This is a genomic window from Micromonospora sp. NPDC005171, from assembly GCF_040608575.1.
Classification (GTDB): Bacteria; Actinomycetota; Actinomycetes; order Mycobacteriales; family Micromonosporaceae; genus Micromonospora.
Window position 1 is genome coordinate 23,621 of record NZ_JBEXIM010000042.1, and the last position, 14,056, is coordinate 37,676.

The following is a 14,056-nucleotide window of genomic DNA, read 5'->3' on the forward strand; positions in this document are numbered from 1 at the left end:
ATCAGGATGGGAACGCTCCCAAGCCAACTGTTACATCTATTGGCTCAAATATCAATCGTTATCTATCTTTGGTCGGATGTGGATCGAGCTGACCGGGGTGTCCGCAGCCGCCCGGTTCGGATCAGGGTGCGGTGCGACCACGCCCCCGGGCGCCCGGCAAGGTCAGAGGCCGGCTGCGGCGTCGTACCGGCGGCGCTGGTCGGCCATCTCCGACTCGGTCAGCGCCTCCTTGAGCGCCAAGTCCGCGTACTTGGGCGGGAGCATCTGCCGCACCCGGTCGGTGAACATGACCTCGGCGGTCGCCTCGACCACCTGGATGCCCGGCGGCTCGGTGGACATGTCCATGATCACGGGACCGGCCAGCTTGACCGCCACGTCCCAGGGGCGCTTCTGCTCGGCGACCCCGCAGAGGTGGAAGCCGTAGACCGTCTGCACGTCGGCGAGCGCGGTGGCCTCGGACGGCTCGTAGCCGTAGACGCGGACCCCGCAGATCACTGCCGGCTTCTCCGTGGCGGCCGCCTGCTGGACGTTGTGTCCGGCGTGGTTGTGCTGCCCCGGGTCCGCCTGTTCGAGCGTGCTCCGCATCCGGGCGGTGATCTGCGCTTGCAGATCCGCCGGCTCCGCCTTCGGGCCGGCCCGGTTGACCAGTACGACCGTGCCGGCCGACACCGCCAGCAGGATCACCGCCACCCACACGAAGCGGTTTCGGTGCCAACCCGCGAAGTTCACTCGGGAAATCATGATTGCTTCTCACCTCGTCGCCGGTTCTGGTGCTGGCAGGCCGAATCGGACGCCCCCGGCGGGTCAGGCGTCGCGCGCCGGCCGTTGCGGACACGTGCCGGGGGTTACCTGCGGCGGGCGAGGATGATTGCCCGGCAAAGCGCCCGTCGTCGTTGAGATGGCCCGGCGATCCGCCAGGCGCGCGTCCGCCAAAGGCGGTGCGCTGCCGGCGCTGCGATGCTCCCGTGCTGGCCGTTCCCAGCGCGGTTGCCCCCGCGCTGCGGCGATATGAGCTATTCCAACACGTCTGGATCGGCTTTGGCAACATCGACGAGCGTCAGCGTGATTCCGGCCCGGTCACCCGCTCCAGTGGTGGGGGATCACCGCCCCTGCAATGCCGCCTCTGTGGCCGCGACGAAGCCATCGGGGTTGTCCAGCATGATGTTGTGGCCAGCCTCTGGTACGGCGACCACCCGCACGCCGGCATCGGTCAGGGCGCGCGCACCTCTCGGCTCGTTGTCGGCCGGATGGAGGTATGTGCGCGGCACGGGCAGTTCGACCAGCAGCTCACGCATGGTGGGGGTGGTGCCGCGGCCGAGGTGTGCCGCGGTGCGGTAGAGCGCCTCCGGGCCGGTGAGCCGCATCGTCGCCGCCCAGGCCGTGCCGACCCGGGTGAGCGTCTCGGACCGGCCGTCGCCATGGACGAACTGCTCCTCTGTGTAGCGGGCGCCGATGCCTTCGCCCGGAGGCTGCGGGTCGAGGGTGGCGTCGACAAGGACCAGTGCGGAGACAAGGTGCGGATGGCGGGAGGCCAGGACGATGGCGACGGCGCCGCCCATGCTGTGTGCGATCACCTGCGCGGCGCTGACCCCGGCTGCCGACAGGGCGACAGCGAGGAGGTCGGCGTGCTCCTCCAGTGTGTACGAGGCGTCGGTCGGCCGGTCGCTGATGCCGTGTCCGAGCAGGTCCATCAGCAGGCTGCGCTGTCCGCTGAGGGCGGGGTTGGTGGCCACCGCCGCGTAGTACGCCGGCGAGGAGGCGCCGAGCCCGTGCAGGTAGATCCGAGTGGGATCGGTGCCGGGGAGTTCCACCCAGCGGATCGTCGTGCCATCTGGTCGAACCTGGGCGCCGCGCATCACATACCTCCGGAGGCCGGTACCTCGTGTCCGAGGTATCTCCTGGCGGATGTAAGCTAACACGGTGTTGGAGTTCGCGATAATGGGCTTCCTGGCCGACGCCCCGCTGCACGGCTACGAGCTGCGCAGGCGCGTGGCCGCACTCACCGGCCACGTCCGGCCGATCGCGGACGGGACGCTGTATCCGACGATCAAGCGCATGGAACGTGCGGGCTTGCTGCGCCGCGACGTACAGGCTGGCCAGATGGCAGCACCACGGCACGTGCTGACCCTGAGCCCGGGCGGGCAGGCGGAGTTGCTGCGCCAGCTCCGCGAACCCGACGAGCTGTTCATCACCGACGAGAACCGCTGGTTCACGCTGCTGGCGTTCCTGCGCCACCTCGACGACCCGGCGGCCCAGGGGGCCGTGCTGCGCCGGCGGCTGAATTTCCTCACCCAGCCGGCGAGCTTCTTCTGGGACGGCGACCGGCCACTGCGCGCCGACGACTTTCCCGACGACCCGTTTCGTCGGGGACTGTTCCGCATCGCCACCGCCACCAGCCGCACGGAGATTGCCTGGCTGCGGGACATGCTGACATCCCTCACGCGATGACCACCGGACCGGCCTCGGTAGGCCGATGTCCGCAGCCCGCATCCGAACAGATTGGCGGCGGGCGCAACGGGGATCGGGATATGGTCCGTGGCACCCGATTTGCCGTTTGTAAGAGGAAAAATATGAGTCGCTTGCCGTACGTGAACCCCGCCGACGCTCCGGCGCCGGTCCGCGAGGCGCTGCAGGCCGCGCTTCCCCTGAACTTCTTCGGCGTCATGGCCCACGCCGAGACGGCGTTTCCGGACTGGATGCGCTGGGGCGGCACGCTGCTCAAGGACCTGGCCCTCGACCCGCTGCTCCGCGAAATCGCGATCCTGCGAGTCGCGCAGCTGAGCGACGTCACGTACGAGTGGGTTCAGCACGAGCCCATCGCCCGCTCCGTCGGCGCCACCGACGAGATGATCCACGCGCTCGGGCGCGACGAGATCGGGGCGGACTGTTTCACGTCGGACCAGCGGATCGTCCTGCGTTTCACGACCGAAGTCGTCCGCGACGTCCGCCCGCCCGATGACACCACCGCCGCACTGACCGGGCTGCTCTCCCCGCGCGAGGTGGTCGAACTCCTGATGGTGATCGGGCAGTACATGATGATCGCCCGCGTCGCCGCGGTGACGGACCTGGAAGTCGACAAGCCGATGGGCGCTGCCGTCTACGGGGTGCGGGCCTGACTAATGTCATGAGTACCTGTGCACCCCGCATCGAACGTCGTGACTAAGCGCACTGGGGCTCGCTACGTCCTGTCGATGAGACTCGATTCAACGCCGGAACAACAGCCGGCCGAGTTCGAGAGGCGGCGAGACGGTGGACGAACGCTACGACAGCTACTGCGCCGCGGACCGGCTGTTCTACGACTCGCTCGGCAGCGCCGTCGCCCAGCCCGTCTTCCCGGCCGCCGAACGGCCGATGCCGGCCGGCTGGCGCCGCGAGCCGCTCGACGACTGGCTGATCTACGCGCCGGACGGCGGCTCGCTGCCGCAGCAGGGCTGGAAGATCCACGTGTCGGCGGGTCTGGCGAACGCGGAGCGCGTGCTGGACGCGGTCTGGAACTACTGCGTCCCCCGCGGCCTGTCCTTCAAGTTCCTGCGCGGGCCGCGCACGCTGCTGCTGCGCAACTCCAAGTACGCCACGCGGGCCGCCAGCGGAAAGTTCATCACGGTCTACCCCCGCGACGACGCGGAGCTGGAGCTGGCCTGCAAGGAACTCGACGAACTGCTCACCGGCGAGCCCGGGCCGTACATCCTCAGTGATCTCCGCTACGGCACCGGCCCGGTCTACGTGCGCTACGGCGGCTTCGCCGCCCGCTACTGCCACTCTACCGACGGTCAGGTGGTGCCGGCGATCGAGGACGACTCCGGCACGCTGGTGCCGGACCGCCGCGAGCCCGTCTTCCACGTGCCGTCCTGGATCACCCTGCCCGACTTCCTCGGCCCGCACCTCGCCGCCCGCAACGACACCAGCACCAACGAGGTGCCGTACCGGATCGAGCGGGTGATCCACTTCTCCAACGGCGGTGGGCTGTACGTGGGCAGGGACCTGCGTACCGACACCGAGGTGGTGCTGAAGGAGGCCCGACCGCACGCCGGCCTGGACGCCGACGGCACCGATGCCGTCGCCCGGCTGGCCCGCGAGGCGGAAGCCCTGCGGCAACTCGCCGACCTGCCGCAGGTGCCTCGGGTGCACGACGAGTTCGCCCTCGGCGAGCACCGGTTCCTCGCCCTCGAGTTCATCGAGGGCCGACCGCTGAACAAGGTGCTGGTCGACAGGTACCCGCTGATCGACGCCGACGCCACGGACAGCGACCGGGCGGCGTACGCCCGATGGGCCCGCCACGTGTACGAACAGGTGGAATCCGTCGTGGCCGCGATCCACGAGCGCGGCCTGGTCTACGGGGACCTGCACCTGTTCAACATCATGATCCGGCCGGACGACCGGGTCGCCCTGGTCGACTTCGAGGTGGCCGCCCCGATCGCCGGGCACCGCCGACCCGGGCTGCGCAACCAGGGCTTCGCGGCACCGAGGGACCGGACCGGGCCGGCGGTCGACAGGTACGCCCTGGCGTGCCTGCGGTTGGCGCTGTTCCTGCCCCTGACCCAACTGGTCCGGCTCGCCCCGGCGAAGGTGACTCACCTCGCCGACATCATCGCCGCGAACTTCCCGGTGCCGAGGTCCTTCCTCGACCCGGCGGTCGATGAGATCACCGGTGGTCCGCGGGTCACCGCCGACCCAGCAGGGGAGTTCGGCGCGAACGACTGGCTCAGCATGCGGGACCGACTGACGACGGCGATCGTGGCCAGCGCGACCCCCGAGCGCGACGACCGGCTCTTCCCCGGTGACATCGAACAGTTCCGCAGCGGCGGCCTCAACCTCGCCCACGGCGCCGCGGGAGTGCTGTACGCGCTCGACAGGAGCGGCGCCGGTCGGTGGCCCGAGCACGAAGACTGGCTGGTGCGGCGGGCGACAGCGCCCCCGTCCGGCACCCGCTGCGGCTTTTACGACGGGCTGCACGGTGTCGCCTACGCACTCGTTCACCTCGGCCGCCGACAGGACGCGCTGGACGTTCTCGACATCTGCCTGCGCGAACCCCTGGACGGGCTCGACCACAGCCTGGCGAGTGGACTGTCCGGGATCGCGCTCAACCTGGCCGAGTTGGCCGCGCGTACCGGGGAGGCGTCGTTGCGCGACGCTGCCTGGCGAGCCGCCGAGCGGGTGATCGGGCAGTTGGCCGACGACCCGGGCCCGGACGTCAGCGGCGGACGTAACCCGTACGCGGGGCTGTTGCGTGGCCGGACCGGCCCGGCGCTGATGCTGTTGCGGCTCTACGAGCTCAGCGGCGACGACGAGCTGTTGGGGCACGCCGCCACGGCGCTGCGTCAGGATCTGCGCCGGTGTGTGCTGCGCCCGGACGGTGCCCTGGAGGTCAATGAGGGCTGGCGCACCATGCCCTACCTGGCGCACGGCAGTGTCGGGATCGGGTTGGTCCTCGACCAGTACCTGCGCCACCGGGCCGACGACCAGTTCGCTGAGGCGAGCGCCGGGGTCCGCCGCGCGGCGCGCTCACCGTTCTACGCACAGTCCGGGCTCTTCGCCGGCCGGGCCGGCATCATCGCCTACCTCGCCGCCTCGGCCGACGAGACCGACCGCCGCGAACTCCGCGCGCAGGTGGATCGGCTGGCCTGGCACGCGCTGCCGTACCGGGAGGGGACCGCGTTCCCCGGTGAGCAGTTGCTGCGGCTCTCCATGGACTTCGGCACCGGCACCGCCGGCGTGCTGCACGCGCTGACCAGCGCGGAGCACGACCAGCCGCCGGTGCTGCCCTTCCTCGCGCCCCTGCCGGGCGCGACGAGACTCCCTCGCGACAGCGGGGGCGACCAGTTCGGCGAACGGATGGAAGGGAGGTGAACGACATGGCACTTCTGGACCTCCAGGGCCTGGAGATGGCTCCGGCCGACCGCACCGGTGGCGGTAGCCGGGCGAGCCTGCTGCTCTGCGGCGACAGCTCGCTCTCCGTCACGACCTGCAACTGATCCACCACACGTGGGGCCCTGGGTGGGTAGACGTGCCCACCCAGGGCAACCGCGTACCAACGGGAGGACCGATGCCGACGTTCGCCACGGGGGACAGGCTGCTGCGGCAGACGGTCCTGGCGGGCGGCGGCTGGACCGCCGGACTCGCCGCGGTCGCGCTGCTCGGCGCGGCCGCCGAACTGTTGCTACCCGCGGCCCTGGGCCGCGCCGTCGACGCCGCCCTCGCCGGCGGCTCCGGCTGGTGGGCGATATCCGCCTGCGCCCTGGTCGTCATCCTCATCTGCGTCGACACCCTGACGGACCTGGCCAGCGGGTTCGGTGCGGCGCGCGCCACCGCCCGGATGCGCCGGCAGTTGCTGCGTCACCTGTTCGCCCTGGACGTCCGCGCCACCCGCCGACACCCGGTTGGTGACCTCGTCGGCCGACTGGTCGGCCAGACCGCCGACGCGGGACAGGCCGGCAACGCCGTGGTCCTGGCCGTCGTGGCGGTGCTTCCGCCGCTCGGCAGCGTCGTCGCGCTCGCCATCATGGAACCGGTCCTCGGGGTCACCCTGCTCGCCGGTCTCGGCCTGCTCGCCGTGCTCATGCGCGCCTTCGTGGCCGACGCCTCGGTCACGACCGCCGGGTACCAACGGGTGCTCGGCAGCATCGCCGGCCGACTGTTGGAGTCGCTGACCGGTGCCCGGACCATCGCCGCCGCCGGCACCACCGCTCGGGAGGAAGACCGGGTGCTGGCGGCCCTACCGGAGCTGAACCGGCACGGCCGGCGCACCTGGGGACTGCTCGCCCGGGCGAGTGCGCGCACCTCGGCGGTGGCGCCGCTGCTGAACCTGAGCGTCATCGCTGTCGGCGGGTACGCCCTGACCGCAGGCTGGCTCACACCAGGTGAACTGGTCGCCGCGGTCCGGTACGCGGCCATGGGCGCCGGGCTCGGTGCGGTGCTCGCCACCCTGAACCACCTGGTCCGCAGCCGCGCCGGAGCACACCGGGTCGCCGAGCTGCTGACACAGCCCGTAACACCGGCAGGCGACCGGCCCCTTCCACCCGGCGGCGGCGCCCTGCGACTGCGTGGGGTGTGCGTGCACGCCGACGACGGCCGGTCCATCCTGGACGGCGTCGACCTGGACGTGCCGGCGGGGGCTACCGTGGCCGTCGTCGGAGCGTCAGGTGCCGGCAAGTCGACCCTGGCGGCCGTGGCGGGACGGTTGTACGACCCCGACGCCGGTGACGTGCGACTGGACGGGGTGCCGCTGCGAGACCTCGACGCGGCGGCACTGCGCCGGGCAGTCGGCTACGCGTTCGAACTGCCGGTGCTGATCGGCGCGACCGTCCACGACGCGATCGGCTTGGCGCTGCCGGTCGACTCGGCGGCGCCGCCGGCCGGTCGGAGCCCGGCCACGCCGGCGGTTCTGCGGGCGGCCCGGATGGCGGCGGTCGCCGACGTGATCGACCGTCTCCCCGGCGGTTACCGCACCCCGCTGGTGGACACACCGCTCTCCGGTGGCGAGACCCAACGCCTCGGCCTGGCCCGCGCGTTCGCCGCCGAGCGGCTGCTCATCCTGGACGACGCGACGTCCAGCCTCGACACCGCTACCGAACACCGGATCACCGAGGCGGTTCTCGGGCGCGCCGGGGGGCGTACCCGACTGGTCGTCACCCACCGGACCTCGGCGGCCGCGGCGGCCGATCTCGTCGCGTGGCTGGACGGTGGTCGGCTGCGCGGCCTGGCGCCGCACCGGCAGCTGTGGGCCGACCCGGACTACCGTGCCGTCTTCCAGCCGGCCGGCGGTGCGTCGTGAGCCGTCCCGGCGTACGCCGGGTGACCTGGCGGGCGCTGCGGGCTCGCAGGCGGGAGCTCGCCGCGCTCGGCGGCTGGTCGCTTGTCGAGTCGCTGCCCGCGCTGCTCGCCGGCTACCTGGTCGCCCGCGCCGTCGACGAGGGCTTTCTGGCCGGACGTCTCCTCACCGGCCTGGCCTGGTTGGCGGTCCTCGCCGTGGCAGTGCTTGTCGGCGCGGCGGCCACCGGCAGGACGTACCGGAGCCTCGGCGCCGTGGTCGAGCCGTTCCGTGACGAGGTGGCCGCTCAGGTGGTCCGGGGCGCGTTACGCGACGCCACCAGGGTGGGTGGCCGCCCGGACAGCGCCGCCGTGACCCGGCTGACCCACCAGGTGGAGATCGTCCGCGACACCTTCGCCGGCCTGCTGATGGTGACCCGCGGTTTCCTCTTCTCCGCTGGCGCGGCCCTGCTCGGCCTGCTCGCCCTGGCCCCGGTGGTGGCGGCGCTGGCGGTCGCACCACTGATCGCTGGTCTGGTCGTGTTCCTCGCCGCGCTGCCGGCGATGGTGACGCACCAGCGCGCATACGTCCGGGCCGGTGAGCAGCTCGGCCAGTCGGCGGCGACCGCGCTTGCCGGTCACCGCGACGTGCTGGCCTGCGGCGCCCAGGCACGCGTGACGGCCGACGTGGCACGTTGGGTGTCGGCGCAGGCCGCCGCCGAACGCATGCTCGCCCGGATGGCGGCGATCCGCAGCCTCAGCCTCGGCATCGGCGGCTGGCTGCCACTGCTGGTGCTGATGGTGGCCGCCCCGTGGCTGGTCGAGCGTGGTCTCACCGCCGGCGCGGTGCTGGGCGCGCTGATCTACGTCTCCACCGGGCTGCAACCCGCCCTGCACACCCTGGTGCAGGGCCTCGGCGGCGGCGGGCTCCGCTACGCGGTCACCCTGGAGAACATCCTGCGCACCTATCCGGTCTCCGACGACCAGCGCCGGTCAGCCTCCGCCGCCCGGACGCCCCGCCGCCGACCGCCCACCGGTCCTGCCGGCCGTCCGCCAGCCGTCGAGGTCCGGGGACTGACCTTCGGCTACGGCCCGCGCGCCCGGCCCGTCCTGCGGAACTTCTCGCTGACACTGGGCGACCGGGACCACCTCGCCGTGGTGGGCCCGAGCGGTGCGGGCAAGTCCACACTGGCCGCCCTGATGGCCGGTCTGATGGTGCCCCAGGCAGGCACGGTCCACCTGGCCGGCACGAGGGTCGCCGAGGTTGAGCCGGCCGTTCTCGCCCGGATGCGAGTGCTGGTGCCCCAGGAGGCGTACGTCTTCACCGGCAGTCTCGCGGACAACCTCCGCTACCATCGGCCGGACGCCGACGATCACACGCTGGAGGTCGCCCTCGACGCGCTCGGCGCGCGTCCCCTGGCGACCCGCCTGGGAGGCCTGGGCGCGCCGGTCGCGCCGGCCCTGCTCTCCGCCGGCGAGCGGCAACTCATCGCGGCGGTCCGGGCCTGGCTGGCACCCGCCCCGTTGGTGGTCCTCGACGAGGCGACCTGTCACCTGGACCCGGCGCTGGAGGCGACGGTCGAGGCTGCCTTCGCCCGGCGGCCCGGCAGCCTCGTGGTGATCGCACACCGGATCAGTTCCGCGCTGCGGGCCGGTCGGGTGCTGGTCCTCGACGGCGACGAGCCCATGGTGGGGACGCACGAAGATTTGTTGGCCCGTTCGGCCACCTACCGGGTGCTCGTTGGCTGCTGGGACGGCTCGGTGCTGCCGTCCCAGGCGGCGTCGGCGGGACAGGGCTGAACCTCCGCGCGTCCGCGTGGACGACGCCGGTCAGATCCAGCCCGCCTCGCCGGCCATCCGCACGGCCTCCACCCGGGTACGCGCGCCCACCTTGCGGGCGATCCGTCCGAGATGGTTGCGGACTGTGCCACGGGTGAGCCCGAGGGACACCGCCACCTCCGCGACCGGCGCCCCCGCGGCGGTCAGCCTCAAGACCTCCGTCTCGCGGCTGGTCAGTGGGCCGTCCGAGTGCAGCGCCGCGACGACGAGATCCGCGTCGAGCACGGGCTCCCGGCGGGCGAGCCGGCGGATCCCGTCGATGATCCGCTGGGGGGCGGCGTCATTGCGCAGGAGGCCGACCACCCTGGTCGGGCAGAGCATGCCGCGCAGCCGCCGGGCCCGATGTGGGTGGGCCAGCACCAGGACGGGGCACCGGCCGAGGCGGTCGGGATCGACTCCCTCGACGAAGTCGAGATCGGCCACCACCACGTCGGGGCGTTGGGCGCGGACGGCCGCGGAGACCGCGTCGCCGCGATCCACCTCCGCCACGACACGGATGTCCTCCTCGGCGGCGAGAACGAACGACAGCGCGCCCAGCACCAGGGCACCGTCCAAGGCGAGCAGGGTACGGATCACGATGACCTTCCCGCACTCCGATAATGATCACACAACGTCAATATTCAAACACGCATTCGGCGGGGCCGCACGGCGACGGGGGCGGGCCCGGACATCTCCACCGGACCCGCCCCGACAGCTACAACCAGCCGTTACGCCGCGCGCGCGACACCGCCTCCAACCGGTTGCGAGCCCCGGTCTTGCGCAGAATCACCGACAGGTGATTGCGCACCGTGCCGTGTGCCAGGTAAAGGCGGACGGCGATCTCCTTCAGCGGCAGACCCTCGGCCGCCATCCGCAGCACGTCCATCTCCCGAGGCGTCAACGGGATCGCCGAGGGACTCAACGCCGCGACCGCCGCAGCCGGGTCGATCGCCCGTTCCCCGGCCGCGAGCGCGCGGATCGCCCGCACCAACTCGGCCAGCGAGCTGTCCTTCCCGACCAGGCCGCGCGCGCCGGCTGCCAGCGCCGCCTCCACCAGCGCCGGACTCCACCGAGGGCTCATCGCCAGCACGGCGGCGTGCGGCACCTCGACGCCGATCCGGGCGACCACCGCCACCGGATCGGGCAGCTCCGGTGTCAGTGCCAGCACCACCACCTGCGGTCGGCACCGCCGGACCACCGTCAACAGCTCGCCGATACCCTCGACGTCGGCGACCACGTCCATGTCCTCCTCACGTGACAGCGCGGCGCAGAGCGCCCCGCGAAGCAAACCCATGTCCTCGGCGACGACAACGTGGATCACCACGTTTTCTCCGATCTCAGGTACGCGTCACGACGGCCACCGATCCCCGGAACCTCCACGGGTTGATCAGGGCGGTCGTGCGCTACAGACGGGTAGGCATCGGCCCGCCGCACCGTCGCGGCGGACGGGCGCGGGCACTGACCGACCGACCAGCGGGTGGAACAGGCCTTGTGGGCCAAGCCACCGGGGTCGGTGGACCGGCCTCAGCCCGGACGGGTGATCACAGACGGAGTTCGGCTCTCGACCAGAAGCGGCACGAGATCGCAGGGTTGCCCGGCACCGAGGTGTGACTGCCGGCCGAGCGGCCGGACCAGCCCCGGTCCAGGTGTCGATCCAATATCAACGCCAGCGGCGTCCCGGTCGGCGGGCGCGACGGGCTGGCCAGAAAGCTCACCCTCCGCGGCCACCGGTGGCGGGCGTGCGGCGAGGTGCCCGGTCAAGGCCGTGGCCCGCGCGGGGCCGACGACGGACATCGGCGGTGGCGCGGCCGGGGTCGACGGCACTGCGGCGCGTGCGGGGGTCAGGGCGGGATCCGCTGGTGGCGCCGGAACTGTCGGTACGGGAGCCGGCTCGGTCACCGCCACGGCGGCCGGCCAGAGCACTGGGGGGACGGGCCGCGCAGGTGCCTCCGCCGGAATGATCACCGGGCCGAGAGCGGGCGGTAGAACGGCATCGGTGACACGGAGGAGCGCCATGACGACGGGCCTGATCGGCACTGTGCTCACGATGTCGACGACGAACGGCAGTGGGGCGGTGACCAGGCCGAGCACTGGCGTACGCACCGCCGACGCGTCGGGGACGGCGGTGGCCGGCTGTCGCGGTGGGTCGACGGCCGGCCGCGACAGGTCCACCCGGTGAGTCGAACGATGAGCCGCGCGGGCCCCCGAGACCGGTCGGAGCCCTTCGCGGTCCGTCGCGCCGGGTGCGACGGAGGCGCCGACGCGGCGCAGCGGCACGGACACGGGCAGCGCACTCGTCGGCCGTCGAGGCTCCGTCGAGGGTGCCTCCTCGCGGGGAGCGACGACGCCACCGATGGGCCCTGCCAGCGGGGCGCGGAGCCCATCGTGGCGGCGGTCGTCGGCGGCCGCGGCTCTGTGACGGTCCTGGTGGGGGCGCTCGGCTACCGTGAGCCGCGCGACCGACTCGACCAGACCGTCGACCCTCCGATGAGGCTCGTCACCGGACCCGCTGCGCATCCCGTCGGCGGCGGCCGGCCCCTGAAACAGGGCGGCCACGACGAAACCGGCCCCGACGGCGGCCGCGATCAGCACCAACCGCCGGGCGAGCCTGCGCAGCCGGCCGGCCGCAAGCGGCGCGGACCGGTCCGGCGCCGACGCGGTTCCGATGACGGGACTTCGCACGCGGGCACGACCCCTTCCTCTGGATTGCTGACCCATAGTAGCGATGCGCTCACGTGGCCGCATCCGGTGATGTGCGGCCCCGTCGGCAGGATGCGGCAACACCACGTCTGATGTGGAGGCCGGTCGCACGCGGCCTCGGCTGGCCCCTGATCGGCGAACCGGTCATCACGCTGCGCGGGCCGGGCGGGCGCATCCGCCGCTCCGTCCGGCACCCGCCCGCCGGCGGCCACCGCCGGCACGAGTGCACCGGTGGCCAGGCCGCAGGCCGGTGCTGCGGTGACGAACGATCGGAAACGGATTCTGTTCCGCTCCCCGGCACGGGCTCACGGCCGACCGGCCCGCGCCAGGTGAACGGCGGGAGTTGCCCAGCCCGAACGTCCCGGGCCGGGGGAGACCGCCTACGCGGGTGGGGGCGCGGTCGACTCCCGGATCCGCAGCGACGGGCTGATGACGATCCGGTGGGTGGGACGGTCGGGGTCGGCGAGTCGGTCGGCGACGAGACGCACGGCGGCTCGTCCGATCGAGCGTCGCGGCGGTCGGACCGCGGTCAGCGGCGGGCTGAAGAGCCCGGCGACCTCGTCGTCGTACGCCACGATGGAGAGGTCGCCGGGAACGGACAGGTGCCGCTCCTCGCAGTGCTGCACCAGCGCGATCGCCTCGGCGTCGGCGTGCACCAGCAGCGCCGTCGTCCCGGTCGTCTGGCACTGGTCGAGGATGCCGTTGAGCACGGTGTCTCGCTCGGGTGACCGTGCGTCGGGTACCACAGCCACCACCGTCGCGTCCGAGTCGAGGCCGCACTCGGTGGTGGCGTCGAGCCAGCCGCGCCGCACGTGCTGGCTGGTGGGGCTGTTGGCGTCGAGTACCAGGCCGACCTTGCGGTGTCCGAGTGAGGTGAGGTGGCGCACCGCCATGGCCGCACCGAGCGCGTGGTCGGTGACCACCGACTCCATGACGGCGTGGTGGCTGCCTACCGTGGCGGTGCGTTCCAGCAGGACGACCGGGACGCCGACCTGGTCGAGCCACTCGATGGTGCGCTCGGCGGTCGGTGCGTCCATGCTCGGCGCGATGATCAGCCCGTCGACGCCCATCCGCTCCACCAGGCGGGCCAGTTGCGGCTGGTCGTCCTCACTGTCGTAGGAGGAGCCGCGCAGGACCACACGCATGTCAAGCTCGCGGGCGGCCGACTCGACGCCGCGAGCCACGTCCGGCCAGTAGTAGTCCAAGGAGGGCACGAGCATGCCGAGGGCGCGCCCTACCAGCGGGTCCCGGCCTGGGGCGGGTGGCTCGTCGGCTGCCGGGACGTCGTCCGGCAGGATCAGGGCGACCCCACCGTGGACCCGGCGAACCAACCCTTCGGCGGCGAGTTCGGCGATGTCGCGCCGGATGGTGACGGGCGCGGCGCCAAGCGCGTGGGACAGGTCAGAGATGCGCATCGAGCCGTCGCGTTGCAGGGCTGCCAGCAGTTGCTGGCGGCGGGCGACCTGAAGCGGCCCTCGGGAGGCCTCCGCCGTGGCGACGAAGGGGCTGTCCTTGGTCATGGGGGACCTCCGCGGAACGCTTCGTGCGGCGGGAGCTCTTGCATGGCTCCTCGGGCTGATAGAGCAACTATGAACGATTCTGATCGTATCAGAGCACTTATGGCGGTCGAGGTGTCGGCGAGATCGCCACGAAGTGGAGGTCGACCGGAGGCCCGACTCGTGGAACGGCCTCATTGGACGGTTTTCTCCGTCGATGCCCGCCTTCTGGTCGGTAGTGACGACGCCGGTCGCACCCGAATCGAGGCACGGGACATGCCTTCTTTTGATCGGAT

At 72.2% G+C, this 14,056-nt stretch carries 13 protein-coding genes; 8 read left to right on the top strand and 5 right to left on the bottom strand.

Annotated elements, in window-relative coordinates:
* Positions 1–162 precede the first annotated feature (162 nt).
* On the bottom strand, positions 163–741 hold the full coding sequence (locus ABZU74_RS29440) for a hypothetical protein (RefSeq protein WP_355430520.1): 579 nt from the start codon (positions 739–741) through the stop codon (positions 163–165).
* A 359-nt stretch (positions 742–1,100) separates the two neighbouring features.
* Positions 1,101–1,811 carry an alpha/beta fold hydrolase gene (locus ABZU74_RS29445; RefSeq protein ID WP_355430523.1) on the bottom strand — a complete coding sequence of 237 codons (711 nt, stop codon included), beginning with the start codon at positions 1,809–1,811 and terminating at the stop codon, positions 1,101–1,103.
* A gap of 127 nt (positions 1,812–1,938) precedes the next feature.
* On the opposite strand from ABZU74_RS29445, the gene ABZU74_RS29450 reads away from it, so the two are divergent.
* The 6 genes from ABZU74_RS29450 to ABZU74_RS29475 all read left to right on the top strand — a co-directional run bounded on the left by ABZU74_RS29450 (position 1,939) and on the right by ABZU74_RS29475 (position 9,546).
* Positions 1,939–2,448: a PadR family transcriptional regulator gene (locus ABZU74_RS29450; protein WP_355430526.1), complete on the top strand. Its 510-nt coding sequence runs from the start codon at positions 1,939–1,941 to the stop codon at positions 2,446–2,448.
* Between the two features lie 122 nt (positions 2,449–2,570).
* Positions 2,571–3,116: a carboxymuconolactone decarboxylase family protein gene (locus ABZU74_RS29455; RefSeq protein ID WP_355430529.1), complete on the top strand. Its 546-nt coding sequence runs from the start codon at positions 2,571–2,573 to the stop codon at positions 3,114–3,116.
* A 133-nt stretch (positions 3,117–3,249) separates the two neighbouring features.
* On the top strand, positions 3,250–5,847 hold the full coding sequence (lanKC, locus tag ABZU74_RS29460; RefSeq protein ID WP_355430532.1) for a class III lanthionine synthetase LanKC: 2,598 nt from the start codon (positions 3,250–3,252) through the stop codon (positions 5,845–5,847).
* A gap of 5 nt (positions 5,848–5,852) precedes the next feature.
* Entirely contained in the window at positions 5,853–5,972 is a 120-nt protein-coding gene (locus tag ABZU74_RS29465) for a SapB/AmfS family lanthipeptide (RefSeq protein WP_013734295.1), read from the top strand.
* Positions 5,973–6,043: 71 nt separating this feature from the next.
* Positions 6,044–7,771: an ABC transporter ATP-binding protein gene (locus ABZU74_RS29470; RefSeq protein WP_355430535.1), complete on the top strand. Its 1,728-nt coding sequence runs from the start codon at positions 6,044–6,046 to the stop codon at positions 7,769–7,771.
* Positions 7,768–9,546, top strand: a complete 1,779-nt coding sequence (locus ABZU74_RS29475) for an ATP-binding cassette domain-containing protein (protein ID WP_355430538.1) — start codon at positions 7,768–7,770, stop codon at positions 9,544–9,546. The genes ABZU74_RS29470 and ABZU74_RS29475 overlap by 4 nt, the downstream gene beginning before the upstream one ends.
* A gap of 30 nt (positions 9,547–9,576) precedes the next feature.
* Here ABZU74_RS29475 and ABZU74_RS29480 read toward each other — a convergent pair whose 3' ends face one another.
* Together ABZU74_RS29480 and ABZU74_RS29485 are read right to left on the bottom strand one after the other, a co-directional pair.
* Positions 9,577–10,161 carry a response regulator transcription factor gene (locus tag ABZU74_RS29480; protein ID WP_355430541.1) on the bottom strand — a complete coding sequence of 195 codons (585 nt, stop codon included), beginning with the start codon at positions 10,159–10,161 and terminating at the stop codon, positions 9,577–9,579.
* Between the two features lie 118 nt (positions 10,162–10,279).
* On the bottom strand, positions 10,280–10,888 hold the full coding sequence (locus ABZU74_RS29485; RefSeq protein WP_355430544.1) for a response regulator transcription factor: 609 nt from the start codon (positions 10,886–10,888) through the stop codon (positions 10,280–10,282).
* A gap of 690 nt (positions 10,889–11,578) precedes the next feature.
* Between ABZU74_RS29485 and ABZU74_RS29490 the strand changes: the two genes are divergently transcribed.
* Positions 11,579–11,743 carry a hypothetical protein gene (locus ABZU74_RS29490; RefSeq protein WP_355430547.1) on the top strand — a complete coding sequence of 55 codons (165 nt, stop codon included), beginning with the start codon at positions 11,579–11,581 and terminating at the stop codon, positions 11,741–11,743.
* Between the two features lie 206 nt (positions 11,744–11,949).
* Positions 11,950–12,357, top strand: a complete 408-nt coding sequence (locus ABZU74_RS29495) for a hypothetical protein (RefSeq protein WP_355430550.1) — start codon at positions 11,950–11,952, stop codon at positions 12,355–12,357.
* Between the two features lie 287 nt (positions 12,358–12,644).
* On the opposite strand, the gene ABZU74_RS29500 is transcribed toward ABZU74_RS29495, so the two are convergent.
* Entirely contained in the window at positions 12,645–13,784 is a 1,140-nt protein-coding gene (locus tag ABZU74_RS29500) for a substrate-binding domain-containing protein (RefSeq protein ID WP_355430553.1), read from the bottom strand.
* Positions 13,785–14,056: the final 272 nt, after the last annotated feature.

What these genes read in the sequence shown, in the direction of transcription:
- ABZU74_RS29440 (WP_355430520.1), bottom strand. Translation starts at nt 741, where the DNA reads ATGATTTCCCGAGTGAACTTCGCGGGTTGGCACCGAAACCGCTTCGTG.
- ABZU74_RS29450 (WP_355430526.1), top strand. Translation starts at nt 1,939, where the DNA reads ATGGGCTTCCTGGCCGACGCCCCGCTGCACGGCTACGAGCTGCGCAGG.
- ABZU74_RS29455 (WP_355430529.1), top strand. Translation starts at nt 2,571, where the DNA reads ATGAGTCGCTTGCCGTACGTGAACCCCGCCGACGCTCCGGCGCCGGTC.
- ABZU74_RS29465 (WP_013734295.1), top strand. Translation starts at nt 5,853, where the DNA reads ATGGCACTTCTGGACCTCCAGGGCCTGGAGATGGCTCCGGCCGACCGC.
- ABZU74_RS29470 (WP_355430535.1), top strand. Translation starts at nt 6,044, where the DNA reads ATGCCGACGTTCGCCACGGGGGACAGGCTGCTGCGGCAGACGGTCCTG.
- ABZU74_RS29490 (WP_355430547.1), top strand. Translation starts at nt 11,579, where the DNA reads ATGACGACGGGCCTGATCGGCACTGTGCTCACGATGTCGACGACGAAC.
- ABZU74_RS29500 (WP_355430553.1), bottom strand. Translation starts at nt 13,784, where the DNA reads ATGACCAAGGACAGCCCCTTCGTCGCCACGGCGGAGGCCTCCCGAGGG.